Genomic DNA, 23,710 nt, shown 5'->3' with positions numbered 1-23,710 from the left:
CGCCTTCATGCTTCAGCTCGTCTGCCCTCTGTGGCCGCGCGCCAGTTCATCGCCCGCATCATGAGGCAGGCGCGCCGTCACCGGAATCGAGCAGACCGAGAACAGCCCGACCACCAGAAACGCTGGCCAGAAGTCCGTCCAGACGATCGTCGGATGGCCTTGCAGGTCGTGCGACAGTTGCAGGACGAGCCCTGCGATCGTCACGCCGAGGCCAAGCGAAATCTGCTGGATCACGCTTGCGACGCTCGTCGCGCGTCCGACCTCACGGCTCGGAATATCCGCGTACGCAAGCGAATTCAGACTCGTAAACTGCAGCGACGGGAAGATGCCGCCAACGAGCACCACGCACCAGATCAGCCAGTGCGGCGTGCCCGGTATGAACGATCCATACACGGCAATCGCCAGCCCGGCGAACGCCGCATTGACCATCAGGACCTTCCGAAACCCGTAGTGCGCCAGCACGCGGGACGCAAAACTCTTCATGAAAATGGCGCCGAACGCCGACGCGCAGGTGATCGTGCCCGCCGCGAACGCGGTCATGCCGAGCCCTTCCTGCAAGGCGAGCGGCAGCAGAAAAGGCACCGCGCCGAGCCCGATACGAAACAGCGATCCGCCCACCACGCTCGCATGAAAACTCGGAATACGCAGCAGGCGCAGATCGAGCACCGGCAGTTCGACACGTCGCGCGTAAAGCCAGTAGATGCCCAGCAGCAGCGCGCCGATCAGGCACATGCCAAGCGATGTCGAGGTTGGCACCAGCGGGCCGCCCACCAGCGACAGCCCCAGCATGAAGAGCGTCGCCCCACCCGCGGACAGCACGAAGCCGGTCCAGTCGAGCCGCCCGGGATCCGCTTCGCGCACGTTCTGGATGTGCCGGTTCGCGAGCCAGATGCCAAGAATGCCGATCGGAATGTTGATGAGGAAGATCAGACGCCAGTGCAGATAGGTCGTGATGAAGCCGCCGAGCGGCGGTCCGATTACCGGCCCAAGCAGCGCGGGCACCGTCAGATAGTTGACCGCGCGGATGAACTCCGACTTCGGCACCGACCGGAAGATGATGATCCGTCCAACCGGCACCATCATCGCGCCGCCGATCCCCTGCACGAAGCGCGCAAACACGAACATCGGTAGCGATGTCGATGCCGCGCTCATCAGGGACCCGACAATAAAGATGCCGATCGCGGTGCGAAATACGGTGCGTGAGCCGAAGCGGTCGGCCACCCAGCCGCAGATCGGAATGAACACGCCGAGACCGATCACATAGGCAGTGACCGCGAGCTTGAGCGTAATGGGGTCGTGACCGAGATCGCGCGCCAGAACCGGCAACGACGTCACGATGACCGTGGCGTCGACGTTTTCCATGAACATCGCGCACGCGACGATGAGCGGAACAATGAAAGTGCCTAGAGCAAGCGGCATTGGCAGGGGGACGGCAGGCGGCAAAGCCGCAGACGTAAAGCCGCGATTATCGCATCGCGGTCTTGCGCATGTCAGGTAAGTTGCGCCCCGGCAGCGTTTCGTCGATTCATAACCCGGAAATATACGTGCGCCGTAAATCTTGCGATTTCATGACACTCTCATAACATAAAGCTGTCAGTCCACGATGCCGCAGGAAGCAGGATTTTTCAAATCCCGGTAAAGTGCGGTACCTGTTGCGCCACCATGACACTCATGGCCGTTGCGCAACCTTCGCCGGGACGCCTGTCCGGCGAATTGCGAATCGTACCACCCGGGTTTTCATGAAACGTCTCTCCCTTATCCTTGCCGCCTCGCTTCTTGCGGCCTTGCCGCTTGCGTCGCGCGCGTCCGGCCTCGACGCGCCGCTCACCTGCAACGAATCCGCTCATCAATTTGTCGCCGACCTCGCCGATCAGCAATTGATCGAGGCGACACCGATGCGGGTCGAAAGCAATTCGATCAACGCCTTCTGGCCGTCACGGGGCGCGAAGCTCACGGCATTCGGCTTTTCGGTGTTTGCCGTTGTCGCCTACGAGAAGGACGATCCGATGTTCCGTACTGGCGACGGAGAACCGGTCGCGAAATCTGCCTACGGCGTCGTGGTGTTCGGCAGCGAAGAGAAGGTGCAGGTAGCCATTCAAAGTGCGGGAAGCACCGCCATCGTTCACCACGTCGCTCCTCACGTGACCGCGATATTCTGCAAGCGAAGCTAGAACTGACGTATTTCAGCCAGGACGACGAAACTCATTCTCGACCCAGGCGGCGGCGCTCGCCTTCGTCAGCTTGAAACCCGGCGTGACGCGCACCTGCGCGAGCTGCTCGCCGAACGCGTCGCGCGCGGTCAGCATGGCATAGGGATCGTCTTCGGCCGGCACAATATCGAGCGTGATCTCAAGTTCGTCTTCGCCCGTTGCGGAGGCTACCGTCACGCTCTTGTGCAGCATCGCGTGCAATTGCTGTTCGTGCCGGCGCAGCACTTCCGACGCGGTTTTCACCAGCGTGTTGAAGGCGGAGGTGTCGAGCGGCTTTGGATTCTTCTTGTCGCGGCCCATCGTCCAGGGGCCGACAAGCGCGGGTTCCGCTTCGCCGTCTTTTGTCATCTCGACGGCCCAGCCATCGTCGTCTTCGTTCTTGATGACGCGCGCAGTCCAGCCGTCATCGCGCCACAAACGCGCATCCCGCTGTGTTTCCGGGACACCCTCGTGCGGTTCAGCGGATAGGTCTGGTGATGGAAGCGGCGTATCGGTCATGGCTGTTTTTTGACTCACGTTCGGGAACACGTTCGGCGGAACAAGGGGCGGATTTTACCCGCTCCAGCGCGCCGGAACCCATCCCTATATCGAACGGACGACGCCGCACATCCGGATTCAGACAGGGAAACAGTGAATTGCGCGCGTGGAATTAATTAAATATTATTACAACCATTATTCAAAAAAAACGCGGCTCGAAAGCCGCGTTAAAGAGATGAAAAAGACAACCCTGCTCAAGGGTTGCAAGCTATTTTAGACGGTTACGCCTGCCGGAATTAGTTCGCAACCTGGAATATTCTTTTGCGGAAAACCGCGTCAATGCCATTTGCCATTTCACAGCGACCTGACCGCATTGCGTAATACTCCGCAACACCCGTCGCGCTTGAGCAACAGCCCGAAGCTTGACACGCCACCCACGCGCGTCTTGAAAGTCTGAAAATCACTTTATAAATCCATACTTAGGCTTTTCATTTTCGGCATCCCGGATTCTGGAAGGCACTGTTGTGCAGCATGCAATTAAATATTCGAGTGGGGCGAATACACTTCGCAGCGAATCGTCAGTCGGCCGGATGCATATATGGCTTGAACTGGAATGCGATTCCCCATGCACTGTCTCGGAGTTAAAAGCATGAAAAAAACCATTGTTATCGCGGGCATCCTCGGCGTGTTCGCGGCATCGGCCCAGGCGCAAAGCAGCGTCACCCTGTACGGCACGCTGGACGCCGGCCTTGTCTACGCGAACAACCAGGGCGGCCATAGCAGCTGGCAACAGGGCAGCGGCTCGGTGTCGAACACCTACTTCGGTCTGCGCGGCAGCGAAGACCTGGGCGGCGGTCTGCGTGCGATCTTCACGTTGGAAAGCGGCTTTAACCTGAACAACGGCCAGTTCTCGGAAAGCAGCACGTTGTTCAACCGTCAGGCCTTCGTCGGTCTGCAGAGCGACAGGTTCGGTGCGTTGACCCTCGGCCGCCAGTACGACTCCGTCGTCGACTACCTGGCACCATTGTCGGCAGCGGGCGCAGGGTACGGCAACAATCTGGCCGGTCACCCGCTTGACAACGACAACCTCGACAACTCGTTCTCGATCAGGAACGCGGTCAAGTACACGAGCGCAAACTATGCGGGTCTGAAGTTCGGCGGCCTGTATGGCTTCAGCAACGCCGCCGGCCAGTTCTCGAACAACCGCGCGTGGAGCGTCGGCGCATCCTATGAGAATGGCCCGATCAGCGCTGCGGCCGCCTACCTGCAACTGAACAATTCGCTCGGCACCGACGGCGGCATCAGCAACAGCGGTGGCGCCCTGGCAGTGGAAAACGGCAACGCGAACGTCGCCGCAGCCCTGCAGCGCACCTATGGTGTGGGCGCGAACTACACCTACGGTCCGGCCGTGGTCGGCTTCGTCTGGACGCACACGCAGTTCGACGGCATTGGCTCCGTCAACAGCAATTTCACGGGCTCCAACTTCGATGCCGGCCTGTCGGGTACGAACCTGCACCTCGACAACTATGAAATCAACGGCCGCTACGCGCTGACGCCGGCTCTGGGCCTCGCAGCAGCCTACACGTACACGGACGGCAAGATCTCCGGCTCGAACAGTTCGGGCGATCCGAAGTGGCATACCGTGTCGCTGCAAGCCGACTACTCGCTCAGCAAGCGTACCGATGTGTACGTCGAAGGCGTGTACCAGCACGCATCCGGTGAACTCGGAAACGGTCGCGCGAACGTCGCAGCGATCAATACGCTGTCGCCGTCGTCGACCGGCAATCAGGTGGCGGCTGCAGTGGGCCTGCGTCACCGCTTCTGATCGCTACTGTTGCAAAGCAGGCCGGATCCGCGGGTCCGGCCTGGCACAAACAGAAACGCTCGCGTGCTCCTGGTATGCGCGCGTTTTTGTGCACGCGGCACAACGGCATCGATCGATTTCCAGGATAGCCGCAGGTATACTGCGCGACAGCCGCCTTCCTCGTTGCTGACGTCGCCGCCCTTGCGACACCCGCCAGCAGAACGGCGGCTTCGTCGCGGAGTACCTGGCGTCGACTGGCAACGCCGCGCTCCGCCCGCGCCCCAAGTTCCCGCGCACCACCGGGGACGCCGACGACCGGATCATGAAAAGACTTCTTCTGCTTGCTCCCGCTGTCCTTCTCGCCGCGTGCGGTTCGTCCGGCACTGTCTCCACGAGCCGTTCCGCGGAACCGATCATCTATGTGTCTTCACCACGCTCCCCCGCCGATATCGCCAGCTGCCTTTCCGGCCGTCTGCCGCGCGTGCATACCGCGCGGATCAACGGCGCAACCGAACTGACGGTCGGCTCGAGTTCGAACAGTTCGTATTTCGTTACGCTGACGCCGTCGAACCAGGGCTCGGTCATCAAGGTATTGCACCCGGAGGGTTCGCCGGAAGATCCGCCGGAACCGGAAATGCGCTTCGACGTCGCGCGCTGCGCGGTGTAGGCGGCACGCGTTTTCGCATCGCAGTCAAAGCGTGTGCCTGAAGAACGGCCTGCAAGGGCTTTCGTTCGACGCGCACATCTGCGAACATAGCCGCCCTTCTTCACGCGGTGCGATAACGATGGCATCAAGCAAGGCACACCATGCCACCGGCTGGGCAGCCGGTCTCATTGCCGCGGCACTGGTCGCCCATGCACACGCGACAGGCCCCTGGCATCTGTGGACGATGCTGGCGTTCGCCGGCGGTGTCGCTGGCGGCACCGCGCCCGACTGGCTCGAAGTCGCGTGGTGGTCGCGTACGCGGCGCCTGTGGATCACCCATCGAACGCTCACGCATTGGGGCATCGGCTGGCTTGCGTTGCTCGCGTGGTCGTATCACCTTCTCGGACATCGTTCGTTTGCGGCGCCGCTGTTCGGGTTTGCATGCGGCGGCCTGATGCATCTGCTTGCGGACTGGCCCAATCCTCTTGGCGTCCCCTGGATCGCCGGACGTCACTCGCTGAACTGGTGGAATAGCGGCCACTGCGATCTGTTGATCGTCGGCGCTTCGTGGGTCGCCGCGTGGTTCGTCGCCGGGCATGTGTGGCTGCATGGCGGCCATGGGCTGTTGATGCTGCCGCATCTGCGGCTGTGATGGCGGCGCCGGATAGTGTGGCGGTTATCAACAGATAATGTTGGCAAGGCTGTGGATATCCTGCGCACTGCAGACGCAAGTGTTTGATGCCACTGGAAATACCGCGTGTGCCTGCGGCGTGTCGCCAGGCAGGCACTTGCCACCGCGTCCCGATGCCCGCCCCTTCCATCACCGGGCGCGCATCAAACGGGAACCCAGCTAGTCCGCCAATTTGTCCAGCGCGCTTTTCATTCGCAGCACACCCGTTTCGATATCGCTGACACCCGGCGCCGCGAACGAAAGCCGCAGCGATGCATGGTCGACGTTATCGCGAAAGAACGCGACACCCGGCACGAACATCACGTTGCTCGCGATACAAGCCTTCAGATACGCCGACGCATCGTGTCCGGCAGCAAGCCTGCCCCACACGAACATGCCGCCGCCCGGCCGGTGAAAGTCGAGCGCGCGGCCCATATGGGTTTCGAGCGCATCGCATAGCGCGCCGCATTTTTCCGCATAGGCTGCGACGATCTTCGGCAGATGGCGCTCGAGCGCACCATCGGCGAGATAGTCGGCGGCGATGGCCTGCGTCCACGGCGAACTGCACAGATCGACGGTCTGTTTCGCGACGACGCATCGCCGCAGGATCTCGGCGGGCGCAATCGTCCAGCCGACTCGCAGACCCGGCGCCACGATCTTCGACAGGCTGGAGAAATGCACGATCCAGTCGCGCGCGCCACGCACATCGGCGGCAAGCGCGAGCAGCGACGGCAACGGTCCGCCTGCGAAACGGAGATCGCCATAAGGATCGTCCTCGACAACCAGAAAACGATAGCGCACCGCCAGCCTGAGCAATGCCATGCGCCGTTCGAGCGACAGCGTCGCACCGGTCGGATTCGCGAACGTAGGCACCGTGTAGAGCATCCTGGGCTGGCCAGGCAACGTACCCGCTTCAAGCAGCGCAGCGAGCGCTTCGACGTCGAGGCCATCGTGATCGACCGGCAGCGACACCACGTTCGCCTGCTGCAGCTTGAGCGCCTGCAGCGTCGCGGGATAGGCCGGCTGCTCGACCAGCACCACATCGCCCGGCGACACCAGCACGCGCAGCAGCAGATCGAAGCCCTGCTGCGATCCGGTTGTCACCATCAGATCATCGGGTGCGCAGCGGGTGCCACGCCGCGCCATCAGTTTCGCAAGCTCTTCCTTGAGCACCGGCAAACCGTCAGTCGGGCCGTATTGCAGACACAGCGTGGTCTGCTTCGACGCGCGCGCGGCCGCCGCCTCGATTCCATCGCGGTCGAACAGGTCGCTCGCCGGATAACCGCCGGCGAACGAAATCATCCCCGGCTGCGCGAGGTACTTGAAGAGTTCGCGGATCGGCGAGCCGGTCGGCGCTTCGAAGGGAGGTGTGAATGTGTACATGGGTCGATTGTGGTGAGTATCCGCGCACGCATCAAACGATATATATGCAGCACGTTTTGACTTTCTGGAATCATCTCCGCCGTGGTCCGCACAGAAAAAAACCCGGCACGAAGGCCGGGTTGAGTTCGCTGCATCCACCCTGGAGAGGTGTTTCGCTTGCCGTCTTCGAGTACGCGCTTACACCACGTTCTTTTCGATGATCGGCCGGTTTTCCAGCACGCGCGCAAAGCTGAGCGAAGACAGGTCGAGCGTCGTGTATCGGCCGTTCAGGATCAGTTCGCTGACACCGCGCCCCGTCGCCGGCCCCTGTTGCAGACCGTGACCGCTAAAGCCGTTCGCAAAGATGCAGTTATCGACGTCCGGGTGATGACCGATGATCGCGTTTTGATCGAGCACGTTGTACTCGTAGTAGCCCGACCAGCAGTTCTCGACACGCAGCGCTTCGAACTGCGGCACGCGGTTCGCGAGCGTCGGCCAGATCACATCGTCGAAGAGCGCGTGGTCGACTTCGTCGAGCGGCAGATCGTCGGGGTCGTTGTCGGCCGCCGGCGACGTGCCGCAGATGAACGATTTGCCTTCCGGACGGAAGTACACGCCGGTCGGATCGATCAACAGCGGGCAGTGCTCGAGCCGCCCCGGCGAACTCACGTTGAAGATGCTGCGCCTGCGGGCAAACACCGGAAGGTCGATGCCGACCATCTCCGCGACCTTGCGCGACCACGCACCCGCCGCGTTCACGACCACGTCGCAACTGTACGTTTCACCATCGGACGTCACGACCTGCGTCACCCGCCTGCCCTCGCGGCGCAGTGCCGTCACATCGGCCGCGACATAACGCGCGCCAAGAGACTGTGCCTTCTTGCGCAACGCCTGGACGAGACCGTAACCATCGAACCAGCCCTCGCCACTTTCACCAAACGCGCCTGCCGCGAGATCCTCGGTGTTCAGCCACGGGAAACGCGCATGCAACGCGTCCCGGTCGAGCAGGTTGATATCCGCGCCAAGACTTTTTTGCAACGCGTGATTCTCGCGCAAGGTATCAAGGCCGGCGGGCGTCGCCAGAAACAGATAGCCGCCTTCATGCAGATCGATCGAAGGCTTTGCGCCGTCGACTTCGAGCCGGTCGCCGATCGAGCGCAGGAACTCGATGCCAAACAGCGACATCTGGATCGACAGCGGCGTGGAAAACTGCTGACGGATCGACGCCGCCGACAGCGCGGACGACGAACGCGCATAAGTCGGATCGCGCTCGATGACGGTCACGCTCACCGAGGGATCGGATGCACGCAGGAAATACGCAATCGAACTGCCAATGACACCGCCGCCAACGACAACGACTTTCGAACTCACGTCTCACTCCGCGATCAGGCCGGCGCAGGACGCGCTCAACGCGCGCCCTGCCTCACATGTTGAAGAACTTCGCTCTTTGCCGCGCGGCGCCGTTCAGCCGATGTTGAAATCGATACCCTGGGCAAGCGGCAGCGCCGACGAATAGTTCACCGTGTTCGTCGCGCGGCGCATGTAGGCCTTCCACGCGTCGGAACCCGATTCGCGGCCACCGCCGGTTTCCTTCTCGCCACCGAACGCGCCGCCGATTTCAGCGCCGCTCGGCCCGATGTTGACGTTCGCGATGCCGCAGTCGCTGCCGGAATCCGACAGGAAGCGCTCCGCTTCACGCAGATCGGTCGTGAACACGCACGACGACAGACCATGCACGGCCGCGTTGTTCGCTTCGACCGCGTCGGCGAAATCCTTGTAGCGCAGCACGTAGAGAATCGGCGCGAAGGTTTCCTTCAGCACGACAGCCGTTTGCGACGGCATTTCAACGAGTGCCGGACGCACGTAGTAGCCGTTTTCGAAACCCTTCACTTCGACACGGTCGCCACCGGTCACCTTGCCGCCTTCGCTCGCCGCCTGCTGCAGCGCTTCCTGCATGCGCGCGTACGACTGTTTGTCGATCAGCGGCCCCATCAGCGTGCCCTTTTCGAGCGGATTGCCGATCGGCACCTTCGCGTACAGCTGCTTCAGACGCTCGACGGTCTGTTCATACACGCTTTCGTGCACGAACAGGCGGCGCAGCGACGTGCAGCGCTGACCGGCCGTGCCGACAGCGGAGAACAGGATGCCGCGCAACGCGAGTTCCTGATCGGCGGTCTGCGTGACGATCCCCGCATTGTTGCCGCCGAGCTCGAGCAGCGAGCGACCGAAGCGCTTCGCCACTTCGACGCCGACCGTGCGGCCCATTTCCGTGCTGCCGGTCGCGCTGACGATCGATGCACGCGGATCGGCCACGAGCTTCGAGCCGACCTCACGGCCACCGTTGATGACGGCGGTCAGGCCGGCCGGCGCGTCACCGAATTCCTTCAGCGCGTCGTTCAGGATCTGGTTGACGGCGAGCGCCGTCAGCGGCGTCTTCTCGGACGGCTTCCAGATCACCGCATTGCCGCATACCAGCGCAAGCGCCGCATTCCACGACCACACCGCCGCCGGGAAGTTGAACGCGGAGATCACGACGCAGGTGCCCATCGGATGCCACGTTTCGGCCATCCGGTGACCCGGACGCTCCGACGCGATCGTCAGACCATAAAGCTGACGCGACAGGCCAACCGCGAAATCGCAAATGTCGATCATTTCCTGGACTTCGCCGAGCCCTTCCTGAAGGATCTTGCCAGTTTCGAGCGTGATGATGCTGCCGAGCGCCTGCTTCTTTTCACGCAGACGGTTGCCGAGCAGGCGCACGAGTTCGCCGCGGCGCGGCGCGGGCACATTGCGCCATGCAGCGAAGGCCTGTTTCGCATTGGCAAGCGCCGCATCGACTTCGGCAGCCGTATTGCTGGCCACGCGCCCGATGAGTTCACCCGTGATCGGCGAGTGGACGGCGATGTCGCCGGCTTCCGCGAGGCGGGCGATGCCGAGGTCGGCGAGGATGGTCGAAGCGTTCATGAGAGGATCCTTTGATTTCCAATACGAAACAAAAGTAAGTTCGGAAACTATACACGCGGGGTTTTACGGCGGCAACCCCGAAGAAAGCCTGACACGCTGCGGCACTCCGCTGAATTGGGCACGTCGTGAAATCCTGTCGTGCCTCACAGCGCCCGGGCTGGCTGCGGACACATCCCTGTGCAAAGGCGGCTGGGTAGCGATTTCGTTTCTTATAGGAAAGTTTCGAGGCCAGCCACGCTTGTCTGCCGACGTCCCCCCGCGACGAACCATCCGGGCCTCGCTGGCCTTTGTCGGCGTTCGGCCCGCTTGTGCACGCTCTTTTTTGTTTACAAAGGTGCACATCCCATTCATATTCGTCTGACTAATTATTTGTAAGTGTTTTACGAGTAATTAGCGTCTGAACATACAATTTCTTTAGATAAAATTGTATGAATATTGAATACAAATATGAGTCACAACCGGTTCACCTACGGGGCGAATAGACGTCGCATCCATGCGCTTTTCGGCCGATTTGTGCATCGGTGTCAATGCTAGTCTCAAGATGTATTGAAACCTAAATGTGATGCAGTAGACTGCGCGAAACTGATGTCTCGACGCGACGCGCGCCAATTCGCAAAAAATTCCGGTTTTCGGCAATTAATGCACACAAATATCGCCTGAATAAACGCGGCAACCTTCGGAAACCATGGTCCCTATCGTCGACTACCTGCTTGACCGCCAGATCGCTCCGCAATGGCGTGGCGTGCTCACCGCGCTGGCCGCCGAATTCGAAACACAGCTTGGGCCGGAAGAGCTGCGCCAGTTGATGCACCGCGTCGGCAGCAGGTTTGCGCTCGCGCATGAGCTTCCGCCCTGCGAGTCGACGAGCGAACTCAGCGACGCGTTGAACGCCTGGTGGCGTGAAACGGACTGGGGGTTTGTCGAGTTGTCCGACGAGGCCGAGTATCTGCGCATCGTTCACTACTGTGCGCCGCTCCAGGCCTTTGGCAACGACGCCCTGTCATGGACGCCTGCGTTTCTGCAAGGCGTCTACCAGACGTGGCTCGCCGCGCTCGGCGCGCAGGGGTTGTCGGTCGAGCAGGCGAGCGGATTCACCGATGACGCCACAGTCGAATTTCGACTGGGACGCCACCCAGTTTGAGGCAGCCTGGAAACCCGGGCAGTCAGGCAGACAGACGCCGCGGCGACCGGCGCTATCGGCACCAGGTAAGACAGGACATGATCAGGACAGCGGCAACATGACTCTTTCGCGCGACATCGAAACACTATTCGATCACTTTGGCGGCAACGCTCAGGACTATCAGGAAATCGGCAGGGAAAACGAAGCGCGGACCGCGCGCACGCGTTGGCCCCTGCTGGTCACCCTCGACCTCACGCAGCCGTCGATCCCCGTGATCGCCCAGCGGCGTGAAGGCGTTCCGGCAGGGGCCGGGGGCGACGCCGGAGACAGTCCGTCCAAGGGGCCTGCCGCGTCGGGCCAGCGCGGCAAGCTGCCGCTTTTCGCGCGCGCGCACCGCCGGGCTATTCCGCCTGTCGAGAATGTCACGCTGCCGCCCGCTATCCCCGCGGGGACGTTGCGGTTTTCCGCTGCGCCCGCGCCGGTTGCCTCCGATGCACCTGCCGAGCGTGCCGCAGCGCCTGATATGGTCGCCGCCCCGGCGGTTCCCGCTGGCCGTGCCGCCGGGGCGCCACTGCAAGGCAGCTCCGCGCCAGCCGCGGCGGCGCACTTGCCACGCACGCCATCGCCGGCCTTTGCTGCCAGGCCCGCCGCACCAGCCGCGCCGATGACACAGCCCACGCCCACGACGTCCCCCGCGCCCTCGATTCTCGGCAAGCTGTTCAAGGCTCCGGAAGCCCCGAAGCCGCAGCAGCAAGCCCCTGCGCCGCAGGCAGCGCCAGTCGCCCTGACGGCACTCTTCGAGCGCCTGCGGGGCGCACCCGCGCCGGGCATCGTCCCCTCAGCCGCTGCAGGCAAGGTCGCTGCACCGGCAGACAACGCGTGGCTCGTCAGCGGACCTCGTCGCCCATGAAGGTCGTTGCCGTCGTGTCCGCCAAGGGGGGTGTCGGTAAAACGACGCTGGCGGCCAATCTCGCCTCAGTGCTTGCCTCGCGCGGCCGCCGGGTGATTGCGATCGATCTCGATCCGCAGAACGCATTGCGACTGCATTTCGGTATCGCGCTCGACAGCATCGATGGCCTGTCGCGCGCCACGCTCAGCGGCGATTCGTGGCAAACGGTGATGATGGACGGCATCGACGGCGTGACCGTGCTGCCGTACGGCGCGGTGGTCGAAGACGACCGGCGCCGCCTCGAAGCCCATCTCGAACGCGACCCGCTGTGGGTCGCGCAGATGCTGGCTTCGCTTGGCCTCGACGCAGCCGATGTCGTGATCATCGACACGCCGCCGGGCTCGTCGACCTACACGCGCAGCGCGCTCTGCGCCGCCAGCTTCGCGCTTAACGTGGTGCTCGCCGACGCGGCGTCGTACGCGGCGATCCCGCTGATGGAGCGCCTGATCGAGACGTACGCCGCGCCGCGGCCGGGATTCGGCGGCGAAGGGTACGTGGTCAATCAGGTCGATCAGTCGCGGCAACTCAGCAAGGACGTGCTGAAAGTCTTGCGCCAGCTGCTTGGGACGAGGCTCTTTTCCGGCGTGATCCACGCGGACGAAGCCATCAGCGAAGCGCTCGCCTGCGACACCACGCTGATTCACTACGATCCGCTGAGCCAGGCCGCCGCGGATCTGCGCGCGTGCGGCGACTGGCTGCTCGCGTCGATCGGGCAGGCTGGTCTCGCGCCGGGGAGTGCGGGTAGTGCAGGCAATGCGGGCAATGTACCGAGGAATGTCGCATGAGCAGCGTCTCGTCCGGGAACGACGCTCCCGCAAACCCGAAGTCGCGCCTCGAACGTTTCGCCGACTCGCGGATCTGGGGAAGCCGTCCGGTCACGATCGTCCTCACGCTGTTCGCGCTGACTGCGCTCTTCTTCGTATTCACGGTGCCGCTGGCGTTCACCGAACAATTGATGTTCGCCACCTGCTGCTTCGTCCTTGCGCTGCTGTTCCGCCGCCTCGAAGGCCGGTACGCGACGCTGGTGATGATCATGCTGTCGGTGGTCGCGTCCGGCCGCTATATGTACTGGCGGCTGACGACCACGACCTACTGGGAGCATCCGCTCGACGCCGTCTGGGGTCTCCTGCTGGTGTCGGCGGAGGTCTACTCGACGATCGTGCTGATGCTCGGCTACTTCCAGACGGCCTGGCCGCTCAAGCGCAAGCCGATGCCGCTGCCGGCTTCGCGCGACGCCTGGCCGACCGTCGACGTTTTCATCCCGACGTATAACGAGCCGCTGTCGGTCGTGAAACCGACCATCTACGCGGCGCTCGCGCTCGACTATCCGGCCGGCAAGCTATCGATCCACGTCCTCGATGACGGCCGCCGCCCGGACTTCAAGGCGTTCTGCGAAGAGGTCGGCGTGCACTGGACGATCCGCACGCACAACCGTCATGCGAAGGCCGGCAACATCAACGAGGCGCTGAAGATCACCAGTGGCGAATATCTGGCGATCTTCGACTGCGATCACATTCCGACCCGCTCATTCCTGCAGATCGGACTCGGCTGGTTCCTGCGCGACAAGCTGCTGTCGATGCTGCAGACGCCGCACCATTTTTTCTCCGCCGATCCGTTCGAGCGCAATCTCGGCACCTTCCGCAGGGTGCCGAACGAAGGCGAGCTGTTTTATGGTCTGGTGCAGGACGGCAACGACCTGTGGAACGCGACGTTCTTCTGCGGCTCATGCGCGCTCCTGCGCCGCTCGATGGTGGAAGAGATCGGCGGCATCGCCGTCGAAACCGTGACCGAAGACGCGCATACCGCGCTCAAGCTGCACCGGCTCGGCTACACGACGGCCTATCTGGCCATCCCGCAGGCTGCCGGTCTCGCAACGGAAAGCCTGTCGGGCCACATCGGCCAGCGGATACGCTGGGCGCGCGGCATGACGCAGATCTTCCGGATCGACAATCCGCTCACCGGCAAAGGGCTGAAACCCGGTCAGCGCCTGTGCTATCTGAACGCGATGATGCACTTCTTCTACGGCGTCCCGCGCCTCGTGTTCCTCACCGCGCCGCTGTCGTTCCTGTTCTTCGGCGCGCATGTGATCGAAGCCGCCGCGAGCTCGATCGCGATCTACGCGCTGCCGCACATGATGCACGCGAGCATCACGAACTCGCGGATGCAGCGCCTGTTTCGCCACTCGTTCTGGGCCGAGGTCTACGAATCGGTACTGGCGTCGTACATCACCGCGCCGACGCTCCTCGCGCTGATCAATCCGAAGCTCGGCAAGTTCAACGTAACCGCCAAAGGCGGCCAGATCGAGAAGAACTACTTCGACTGGGCGATCTCGCGCCCTTACCTGTTTCTGCTGCTGCTGAACCTGCTCGGTTTTATGGTGGGCGTGGTCCACATCTATCTGAACTGGCACCTGCGCAGCGAGGTGCAGACCACCGTGCTGAACCTCGCGTGGACGGGCTACAACATGCTGATTCTCGGCGCGAGCGTGGCGGCTGCCAGCGAACGCCGGCAGATCCGCGCAGTACACCGCGTGGCGATGAAAATGCCGGTCATGCTGAAGTTCGCGACCGGCCGCACGCTCGCCTGCGAAACCATCGACTATTCCGAAGGCGGCGTGGGCGTCGCGTTGCCGGGGGCAATCGAAGTCCCGATGCACGAACGCGTGACCGTGTCGCTCTTTCGCGGCGACGAGGAATACGCGTTCCCCGCAACCGTCGGCTTTACCGAACCCGGGCGCGTGGGCCTGCGGTTTTCGGCGCTCAGCAGGGAGCAGGAATTCGAGTTCGTCAAAACCACTTTCGCGCGGGCCGATGCCTGGATGGGCTGGGCCGAAGGGCGGCAGCAGGACACGCCGCTGCGCGGGCTGTCGCACGTGCTGCTGGTTGGCTCGCGCGGAATCGGCGGCCTGTTTGAACATCTCTATAGCGATCTTCGGGCCTGGATGGGAAGCCGCCCAGTCGATACCAAAAAGCCGGATACCAAAGACTGACTGATATGCGCAAAGGGATTGGGACACGGCGCCTTGAGGAGCGGCAAGGCGACTGCGGCACGGTAGTGCGCACAAGACATCCGCGTTCGCGACGGCTCACGCGCGCCCTCGCGCTGTGGCTCGCCGTGCAGACCTTCATCGCGCCATTCGCAACGGCCGCGACCGTCGCCGCCAGTGACGCGGCGGCCAAACCAGCAAGCGCCACGCCCGCGCTGCCGCCCGGCAACCAGGTCGCGACCGGGGTGGGTGCCGTACCCGCGCCGAGCCCCGCAGTGCCGCTGAATCCGCAGGCGATCGTGCAGCCCGAGCTCGCCATGCCCGCCCCCGTGCTGGCCGCTTCGACGCCGAAAGCGCTCGGTGCGCGCACGCCGACCACGGCCGAGCCGGGCACGCTCGTGCCGGGCGGCCGGCGTCAGACGCTCACGTTCATGGACCTCGGCGCACTCGATCCGCTGCAATTGCGCGGCACCGAAGGCCAGAACGGCGTGCCGTTCTCGGTGCGCAGCGACGAAGTGGTGACTGGCGCAGTGCTGCATCTGATCTATAGCTATTCACCTTCGCTTTTGCCCAGCCTTTCGCAGCTGAAAGTGCTCGTGAACGGCGAGGTCGCCGCGACACTGCCGGTGCCGCGCGAGCAGGCCGGCGTCCTCGTTGCGCGCGACGTGTCGATCGATCCGCGCTTCATCACCGAGTTCAATCACCTGAACGTGCAGCTGATCGGTCACTACACACCCGAGTGCGAGGACCCGGCGAATTCGTCGCTGTGGGCCACCGTCAGCAATCTGAGTTCGCTTGATCTGACTTACGCGTCGCTCACCAGCAAGCCGGATCTCGGCGCATTGCCGCTGCCGTTCTTTGATCGCCGCGACGTGCGGCGCCTCGAACTGCCGTTCGTGTTCGCGCAGAAACCGGGCATGCAGACCGTCGAAGCCGCGGGGATCGTCGCGTCCTGGTTCGGCTCGCTCGCCGGCTATCGCGGCGCGGTGTTCCCCGCGCAGATCGATAACGTGCCGCTGTCGGGCAACGCGGTCATCTTCGCCACACCGGACCAGCATCCGGCGGGCGTCACCATCCCGCCGGTTTCCGGCCCGACGATCGCCGTGGTCCCCCGCGAGGAGCCTGCGCGCGGCGAGCTTCTGCTCGTGCTCGGCCGCGACGAGGCCGAACTGAAGACCGCCGCCAGGGCACTCGGCATCGGGCAAAACGCGCTGACCGGCACCAGCGCGACCATCACGCAGCTGACCGAACTGGCTCCGCGCAAACCGTACGACGCGCCGAACTGGCTGACGGCCACCCGTGCCGTGCGCTTCGGCGAACTGGCGGACGCCCGCGACCTGACCGTGACCGGCTACAGCGCCGACGCCGTGCGTATCAATCTGCGCGTGCCGCCCGATCTCTTCATGTGGAACAGCAAGGGCGTGCCGATCGATCTGCGCTACCGCTTCACGGTCCGGCCGACGCCCGACCGCTCGTCGCTGAACATCAGCGTCAACGACGGCTTCGTGCAGGCGATGCGGATCCCCGCGGTCAGTTCGTCGACCTTCGATCTGGGCCGCTATTTCACTCCCGTGCTGCCGGACAGGACGGCCGACGCGCGTCGCCAGATCTACATCCCGCCCCTGCTGCTGACGCCGCGCTCGCAACTGCGGATGCACTTCTTCTATGACATCCCGAACACCGGCGAATGCCGCGGCCGTCTGCTCGAAAACGTCGTCGGCTCGATCGATCCGAACTCGACCATCGACGTGTCTTCGTTCCCGCATTTCATGGCGCTGCCGGACCTCGCCGCGTTTGCGAACAGCGGCTTTCCGTTCACGCGCCTCGCCGATCTGTCGGAGACCGCGGTGATCCTGCCGAACGATCCGGGTTCGAGCGACTACAGCCTGTTCCTGCTGGAGATGGGCCGCATGGGCGCCTCGACCGGCTATCCGGTGACGGACGTCACGGTCGCTTCCGCGGAGCAGGTCGACCGCTTCGCCAGCAAGGATCTGCTGATACTCGGCGCGCCCGGACACCAGCCACTGCTGCAGCGCTGGGCGAAGTCGATGCCGTTCTCCAGCGACGGCGACACCCGCACCTTCGAACTCTCGGATGTCGTCTTCAAGCTGGAGGACTGGTGGCATGGCGTACAGGGCGTCGAGCGCATGCCCGCGCGGGCGGACTTGTCGCTGGTGAGCGCGAATGGCGACGCGCTGATCTCCGGCTTCGAGTCGCCGCTCCAGAAATCGCGTAGCGCCGTCGCGCTGGTCAGCGCGGCGGGCCAGTCGGATGCCGACCTGAGCGCCGCGCTCCTCGACGCCGACGTGCTGCCGCAGATTCAAGGCGCGATGGTCGTGATCCACGGCCGCACGGTGACGGTGACGTCGAACGGCAACGCGTATTACGTCGGTTATCTGCCGCCCATCCAGTACCTGCACTGGGTGCTGTCGTCGCATCCTCTGCTGCTCGTGCTGGGCGGCCTGCTGGCGGCGCTCATCATCGCCGCGCTGTTTTACCGTACCCTGCGCGCGATCGCCGCGCGACGTCTGAGAGATTGATATGCCGGTCAGATTCAAGGCGAGACCTGTTGCGCTCGCGTTCGGTGCCGCGTCGTTGATGGCTGCCGCCAGCAGCGCGGCGGCGGCCACCCCTGCAGGCCCTTGCGGCGACTGGCCCGCCTACCGCACCTTCGTCGAACGTTTCGTGCAGGCGGACGGACGCGTCATCGATTTTTCGACGCCCGAACAGAAGACCACGTCGGAAGGACAGTCGTATGGCCTCTTCTTCGCGCTCGTCGCGAACGACCGCGCCACCTTCGACCGCCTGCTCGGCTGGACCCGCGCGAACCTGGCGGGCAACCAGTTCGATGCGTCGAATGTGCGGCTGCCGTCGTGGGCGTGGGGCAAGAAACCGGACGGCTCATACGGCGTGCTCGACCCGAATTCCGCCTCGGACTCCGATTTATGGATTGCCTACGACCTGCTGCAGGCCGGCCGTCTCTGGCAGGAGCCCGCCTACACGAAGCTCGGCCAGGCGCTGGCCGAGCAGATCGTGCGCCGCGAAGTGGCGGATCTCGCGGGGTTGGGCCCGATGCTGCTGCCCGGTCCGCAGGGCTTCCAGACGGGCGACGTCACACGCCTGAACCCGAGCTATCTGCCGCTGCCAGTCTTGCGCGGCCTCGCGCACGACCTGCCGGGCGGCCCCTGGAACTCGCTCGCCGGGAACGGCTACAAGCTGGTGAAGACCACTTCGCCGCACGGCTTCGCCCCTGACTGGGCGGCCTGGCGCGCAGGCCAGTTCGTCGTCGATCCGAAAACCGGCGACACCGGCAGCTACGACGCCATCCGCGTCTATCTGTGGGCGGGCCTGGCGTCGTCCGCCGATCCGCTCGCGAAGCCCTGGCTTGCGGCGCTCGGCGGGATGCGCGAGCGCGTCGCGCAGACCGGCATCCCGCCGGAGCGCGTCGCCGTCACGACGGGCGTCGGCACCGGCGAAGGGCCGCTCAGCTACTGGGGGGCGCTGGCGCCGTATTTCAAGGCGCTCGGCGACGAGCACGGCCTCGGCCTCGCCCGCATGCACCTCGCCGCGCTTGACGTCACCGGTCAAGGACACGACCCTGTCTACTACGACCGGGTGCTGGGCCTGTTCGGCACCGGAGCCATCGACGGCCGCTATCGTTTCGACGAAGCCGGCCGCCTCGTGCCGAGCTGGAGAACCGCATGCGATTGAGCAGGCTTGCACTGGCACTGAGCATGGCCGCGCTGGAAGCGGCGACGGGCACCTCGCCGGCACTGGCGCAGTCGCAGACGCCGCCGGCGAACACGTCCGGCAATCCGCTGAACGTGCTGATCGATCAGGGCAAGTACTGGCAGGCGCATCATCGCGGCGACCTTGCCGAGCAGGCATGGCTGAAGGTGTTGCGCATCGATCCGAAGCAGCCCGATGCGCTGTTCGGCATGGGCATGGTGCTCGCCGACCGCAAGGACGGCGCGGGCGCGCAGCAGTATCTCGCACGCCTGCGGCAGGCTGCACCCGACTATCCGTCCATCGACGAACTCGGGCGGCGGCTTGGTGAAACCAGCCTGCGGGACCAGACCGTCAACGACGCGCGGCGTCTGGCCCAAAGCGGCCAGAGCGCATCGGCGGTCGAGGAATATCAGCGGGCGCTGTCCGGCAAGCCCGCCACGCCCGCGCTGCAACTCGAGTATTACCAGGCGCTCGCGGCCACACCGCAGGGTTGGGACCAGGCGCGCCGCGGCCTTGAACAGCTCGCCCGCGACAACCCCGACGATCCCCGCTATGCCCTCGCGTTCGCGCAACATCTGACGTACCGCGATGTCACGCGCCGCGACGGCATCGCGCGGCTCACGAAGCTCGCCAGCGACAGCACGGTGGGCGCCGCCGCGAAGAAGAGCTGGCGCCAGGCCCTGCTCTGGCTCGACGCGCGCGCCTCCGACGCGCCGCTCTATGAGGCCTATCTGCAGACTGCCGGCGACGACGCCGCCGTCAAGGCGCGCTTCGACAGTATGGTTCAGCAGGACAAGTCCGCACGCGAGCGTGCCCAGCAGAACGCGGCCGTCGACGCGCGCGGCCGCACGATCGCCGACGGCTTTGCCGCGCTCGATCGCGACGACATCGTGGCGGCGCGCGAGAAGTTTTCATCCGTTCTCGCGACCAGCCCCAACGACGGCGATGCGCTCGGCGGTATGGGCATCGCGGCGCTGAAGCAGGAACACTTCGCCGAGGCGCGCAACTATCTGGAACGCGCGTCGCGCGCGGGCAGCCCGGCGCGCTGGAAAGATGCGCTGACGAGCGCCACGTACTGGACCTACACCAGCGATGCGCTGGGCGCGCGCAGCAATGGCGAAATCGAGAAGGCGAAGTCGCTGTTCGAACGCGCGATTGCGCTGAATCCGTCCGACGTCACCGCGCAGGTGCTGCTCGGCGAGACGCTCCTCACCAACGGCGACCCGCGCGGCGCCGAGCAGGCGTACCGGATGGCGCTGCGCCGCCAGGCCGACAACCCCGATGCGATCCGCGGCCTCGTCGGCGCACTCGCGGCGCAGGGTCGCGGCGATGAAGCGCTGGCGTTCGCCAACCAGCTGAACGCCGAACAGCAGGCGAAGGCCGGCGGCATCAACCGGCTGCGCGGCGAAGCGCAGGCCGCGCAGGCGCGCGCCGCCGAAGCGCGCGGCGACCTGGGCAGTGCACGCAGCCTCTTCGAAGACGCGCTGCTGAATAATCCCGACGATCCATGGTTGCGGCTCGACCTCGCGCGCATCTACGTGCGTGAGGGCGCGGTTGGCAACGCGCGCAGCATGATGGACGACCTGGTTGCGAAGCACCCGGACATGACGGATGCGCTCTATGCGAGCGCGCTGCTGTCGGCGGAAACGCAGGACTGGTCGGCAGGGCTGCAGCAACTGGACCGGATTCCCGCCGCGAAGCGCACCGACGCGATGTCGATGTTGCAGCACCGACTGTGGGTGCATCAGCAGGCCGACATCGCCAGCCGGCAGGCGCGCAGCGGTCAGACGCAGCAGGCGTTCGCGACGCTGCGTGCCGCGGAGCCCACCGCCGCGGGCAACCCCGAACTGATCGGTGCGCTGGCGACCGGCTACCTGCAGGCCGGCGACCCCGGCCGCGCGTTGTCGCTCGTGCGCAGTGCGATGGCGGCCGCACCTGGCGACACCGGGCTGCTGCTGGAATACGCCGGCATCCTGCTCGCCACGCAGCAGGATGCCGAGCTGGGCAATGTGATGCGCCGGCTGTCCGCCCTGCAACTGACACCCGAACAGCGTACCGACTTCGGCAATCTGAATCTGGCGATTGTCGTGAAGCAGGCAGACAGCGTGCGTCAGCGTGGCGACCTCGCGGCCGCCTATGACGTCATCGCGCCGTGGCTCGCCGCGATGCCCGACAACCCCGACCTGCAGGCAGCGCTTGGACGCCTGTACTCATCGGCGGGTGACGATCGCAATGCGCTCGCCAGCTATCGCGTCGCCCTCGCTCGGCGCCCCGACAACCTCGACCTGCAAATCGCAACGATTTCCGCGGCCACGGGCGCGAAGGATTTCCGCTTCGCCGAGCAGATGGCGAATCAGGCGCTGCGCACCGCGCCGAACGATCCGCGTCTGCTTGCTGCCGTCGGCCGTATGTACCGGGCGCAAGGCAAGCTGTCGCTGGCGTCGACTTATCTGGAGCGCTCGCTCGTTGCGGCGAATACGCCGGTTGGCGCGCCGGGTCTTCGGAGCAGTGCGCCGCAAGTGCCGCGCGGGTGGGAAACCGCGACGCAAAGGATTGGCGCGACGCCACTGCCCGGCACGAATCCGTTCGAAGGAAAAACAGCCATCGATGTGCCGGCCAACGGAGCGGCAGGCCAATCCGGCGCATTCAACGCGGGGGCGCCGGCCATGCCCTACGCGCAACCCTATCCACAGCCCTCTTATCCGACGCAGACTGTGCCGACCTATCCGCCGCCTTCGCAACCCGCGCCGTATGTGGCTCCTTATGGCTCACCTGCGGTGTCGCCCGTAGCGCCGAACGGCGCGCCCCATTCGAGCGCCAATCCGGACGGGTACGGTCCGGATACTTATGGCTCAAGCGAGTCGGGTGCGCCCACAGGCGCGCCGTTACAGGCCTATCCCGGGCAGGGGCAGCAGCAACCGTATTACGCGCCTGCCGCGCCTGCGCCCTATCCTCAGTACCCTGCGGCTGACAACTATGTGAGCACGCCATGGCCGATGTCGCCCGCCGCGCGTGAGGCGCAGGCAAACGCCGGGTTGGCGCAGGCGCCCTATGGTGCGGGCACGTCGTCGACATCCAGAAAGTCGACGGGCAAGAAGCAGGCGGCTTCGCGCAACGCGGCTAATGCGACGCAGTCCTATGCCCAGGCACCGTATGGTCAGCCGGGGTATCCGCAGCAGGCGTATGCGTATGGGCAGCAGCCCTATCCGCAGCAGCAGGGATATGTTCAGCAGCCCTACCCGCAGCAGCAGGGGTATGCTCAGCAGCCCTACCCGCAGCAGCAGGGCTATGCGCCCCAACAGTATCCGCAGCAGCAGGCATATGCGCAGCAGCAGGGCTATGCCCAGCAGCCCTACATCCCGCAGCCTCCCACTGGCTACGCGCAACCGTACTACGCGCCGCAACCAGGTGCGCAACCGGCAACCGGCAATGACGGCTATCCATCCTCCGCGCGCATCGCCAACGCGCAGACGCTCGGGGTAGCGGAAGAACTCGCCCAGATCAATCGCGAGCAGTCGAGCACGATCTCGGGCGGTCTCGTGTTCCGCAATCGCTCTGGCGAAGACGGCCTGTCGAATCTGACCGATATCGAAGCGCCCGTCGAAGGACGCATCAGGGCGGGCAACGGTCACATCGTGGTCTCGGCGACGCCGGTCACGCTTGATGCTGGAACGGCGAATACATCGAACGTGTCCACGGTGGCGCGCTTCGGTGCCGGGACGTCGAATGCCGACTTTCCCGCGATCCTGCAAAATTTCGGAACCGCCGGTGTGAAGACGGCGATTAGCGCCCTCACCAGCCAGAACACCTACGGCTCGCAGAACACAAGCGGCGTGGGGCTGTCGGTCGGTTATGAAAGCCGGGCACTAAGTGGCGACGTCGGCGTCACGCCGCTCGGTTTTCCTGAGCAGAACATCGTCGCCGGTCTGAAATACAACGGCGGCATTACCGATAAAGTCTCCTGGTCGCTCGCCGTCGCCCGCCGCGCGGTGACCGACAGCCTGCTGTCATACGCCGGCGCACGCGACCAGGGCGCGAATCTCGAATGGGGCGGTGTGACATCGAGCGGCGCACTGGCCAACCTCGGCTGGGACGATGGCACGAGCGGCCTCTATGTCAACACGACGTTCCAGTACCTGTCCGGCCACAATGTGGAAAAGAACAATGCCGTGAAGGGCGGCGGCGGCGTCTACACGCGTCTGCTGAAAGACGCCGGCCAGACACTGACCGTCGGGGTGAATACCACCTTGATGCACTACGACAAGAACCTGTCCTACTTCACGTATGGTCAGGGTGGCTATTTCAGCCCGCAGCAGTATGTGATCCTGAACCTGCCGGTGGAATGGACAGGCCGCACCGGCGCCTTTACCTATGATCTGAAAGGCTCGATCGGCGTGCAGCATTATCGCGAAGACCCTTCCAACTACTTCCCGACAGACCCGACACGGCAGGCCAATGCTGCGACTAACGCAGCCACTATCAACGCAGTGGCAGGAAGCAATACGGTCGACCCCGGCGCGGTCTATCCAGGCCAGAGCAAAACCGGCGTGTCGTACTCGCTGAACGCGACCGGCGAATATCAGCTGGCACCGCAACTCGCGTTCGGCGCCACCGCATCGCTTGGCAACGCCTATCAGTATCGCGAGTGGCTGGCCGCCGTGTACGTGCGTTACAGCTTCACGCCGCAGGCGGGGCTGCAGCCCTTCCCGCCGAGTGCGTTCACTTCGCCGTATCTGTCGCTGTCGAACTGACGCAGCACGCGAAGCTGTGAGCCTTTCCTACCCGTCGCCTTC

General features: G+C 64.4%; 16 protein-coding genes. 11 read left to right on the top strand and 5 right to left on the bottom strand.

The features are described 5' to 3' along the window. Positions 1-12: 12 nt before the first annotated feature. Entirely contained in the window at positions 13-1,419 is a 1,407-nt protein-coding gene (locus P3T23_RS39005) for an MFS transporter (protein ID WP_429321382.1), read from the bottom strand. Positions 1,420-1,739: 320 nt separating this feature from the next. Here P3T23_RS39005 and P3T23_RS39000 point away from each other — a divergent pair, with 320 nt between their 5' ends. Then, positions 1,740-2,171, top strand: a complete 432-nt coding sequence (locus P3T23_RS39000) for a hypothetical protein (RefSeq protein WP_429321381.1) — start codon at positions 1,740-1,742, stop codon at positions 2,169-2,171. 12 nt (positions 2,172-2,183) lie between these two features. On the opposite strand, the gene P3T23_RS38995 is transcribed toward P3T23_RS39000, so the two are convergent. Continuing rightward, complete coding sequence (locus P3T23_RS38995; protein WP_429321402.1) at positions 2,184-2,708, bottom strand: hypothetical protein; 525 nt, start codon at positions 2,706-2,708, stop codon at positions 2,184-2,186. 628 nt (positions 2,709-3,336) lie between these two features. Between P3T23_RS38995 and P3T23_RS38990 the strand changes: the two genes are divergently transcribed. The 3 genes from P3T23_RS38990 to P3T23_RS38980 all read left to right on the top strand — a co-directional run bounded on the left by P3T23_RS38990 (position 3,337) and on the right by P3T23_RS38980 (position 5,789). After that, on the top strand, positions 3,337-4,512 hold the full coding sequence (locus tag P3T23_RS38990; protein ID WP_429321380.1) for a porin: 1,176 nt from the start codon (positions 3,337-3,339) through the stop codon (positions 4,510-4,512). A gap of 301 nt (positions 4,513-4,813) precedes the next feature. Then, positions 4,814-5,158, top strand: a complete 345-nt coding sequence (locus P3T23_RS38985) for a sugar ABC transporter ATPase (RefSeq protein WP_429321379.1) — start codon at positions 4,814-4,816, stop codon at positions 5,156-5,158. A gap of 118 nt (positions 5,159-5,276) precedes the next feature. Further along, the gene (locus P3T23_RS38980; RefSeq protein WP_429321378.1) at positions 5,277-5,789 is read left to right on the top strand and encodes a metal-dependent hydrolase; all 513 of its coding nucleotides are present in this window, start codon (positions 5,277-5,279) and stop codon (positions 5,787-5,789) included. A gap of 198 nt (positions 5,790-5,987) precedes the next feature. Here P3T23_RS38980 and P3T23_RS38975 read toward each other — a convergent pair whose 3' ends face one another. The 3 genes from P3T23_RS38975 to amaB all read right to left on the bottom strand — a co-directional run bounded on the left by P3T23_RS38975 (position 5,988) and on the right by amaB (position 10,133). After that, positions 5,988-7,190 (bottom strand): PLP-dependent aminotransferase family protein, encoded by a 1,203-nt coding sequence (locus P3T23_RS38975; protein WP_429321377.1) that lies wholly within the window; start codon positions 7,188-7,190, stop codon positions 5,988-5,990. A 177-nt stretch (positions 7,191-7,367) separates the two neighbouring features. Continuing rightward, on the bottom strand, positions 7,368-8,540 hold the full coding sequence (locus P3T23_RS38970) for an NAD(P)/FAD-dependent oxidoreductase (RefSeq protein WP_429321376.1): 1,173 nt from the start codon (positions 8,538-8,540) through the stop codon (positions 7,368-7,370). A 93-nt stretch (positions 8,541-8,633) separates the two neighbouring features. Continuing rightward, entirely contained in the window at positions 8,634-10,133 is a 1,500-nt protein-coding gene (gene amaB / locus P3T23_RS38965; protein ID WP_429321375.1) for an L-piperidine-6-carboxylate dehydrogenase, read from the bottom strand. A 685-nt stretch (positions 10,134-10,818) separates the two neighbouring features. On the opposite strand from amaB, the gene bcsD reads away from it, so the two are divergent. From bcsD to P3T23_RS38930, 7 genes are all read left to right on the top strand, one after another. Continuing rightward, positions 10,819-11,274, top strand: coding sequence for a cellulose biosynthesis protein BcsD (bcsD, locus tag P3T23_RS38960; protein WP_429321374.1), 456 nt, complete (start codon positions 10,819-10,821; stop codon positions 11,272-11,274). Positions 11,275-11,371: 97 nt separating this feature from the next. Then, a complete protein-coding gene (gene bcsP, locus P3T23_RS38955; protein ID WP_429321373.1) occupies positions 11,372-12,163 on the top strand; it encodes a cellulose biosynthesis protein BcsP in 792 nt (263 codons plus the stop codon). Next, the gene (gene bcsQ / locus P3T23_RS38950) at positions 12,160-12,987 is read left to right on the top strand and encodes a cellulose biosynthesis protein BcsQ (protein ID WP_429321372.1); all 828 of its coding nucleotides are present in this window, start codon (positions 12,160-12,162) and stop codon (positions 12,985-12,987) included. The genes bcsP and bcsQ overlap by 4 nt, the downstream gene beginning before the upstream one ends. After that, a complete protein-coding gene (gene bcsA / locus P3T23_RS38945) occupies positions 12,984-15,191 on the top strand; it encodes a UDP-forming cellulose synthase catalytic subunit (RefSeq protein ID WP_429321371.1) in 2,208 nt (735 codons plus the stop codon). The genes bcsQ and bcsA overlap by 4 nt, the downstream gene beginning before the upstream one ends. A 5-nt stretch (positions 15,192-15,196) precedes the next feature. Then, on the top strand, positions 15,197-17,728 hold the full coding sequence (gene bcsB, locus P3T23_RS38940; protein WP_429321370.1) for a cellulose biosynthesis cyclic di-GMP-binding regulatory protein BcsB: 2,532 nt from the start codon (positions 15,197-15,199) through the stop codon (positions 17,726-17,728). Between the two features lies 1 nt (position 17,729). Continuing rightward, positions 17,730-18,899: a cellulose synthase complex periplasmic endoglucanase BcsZ gene (gene bcsZ, locus P3T23_RS38935; RefSeq protein ID WP_429321369.1), complete on the top strand. Its 1,170-nt coding sequence runs from the start codon at positions 17,730-17,732 to the stop codon at positions 18,897-18,899. Then, complete coding sequence (locus P3T23_RS38930; protein ID WP_429321368.1) at positions 18,890-23,668, top strand: cellulose synthase subunit BcsC-related outer membrane protein; 4,779 nt, start codon at positions 18,890-18,892, stop codon at positions 23,666-23,668. The genes bcsZ and P3T23_RS38930 overlap by 10 nt, the downstream gene beginning before the upstream one ends. Positions 23,669-23,710: the final 42 nt, after the last annotated feature.

The sequence above is a fragment of the Paraburkholderia sp. GAS448 genome, assembly GCF_050435685.1.
Taxonomy (GTDB): Bacteria; Pseudomonadota; Gammaproteobacteria; order Burkholderiales; family Burkholderiaceae; genus Paraburkholderia.
The sequence above is the reverse complement of the archived record's forward strand: the minus strand, read 5'-3'. Positions and strand labels throughout refer to the sequence as shown.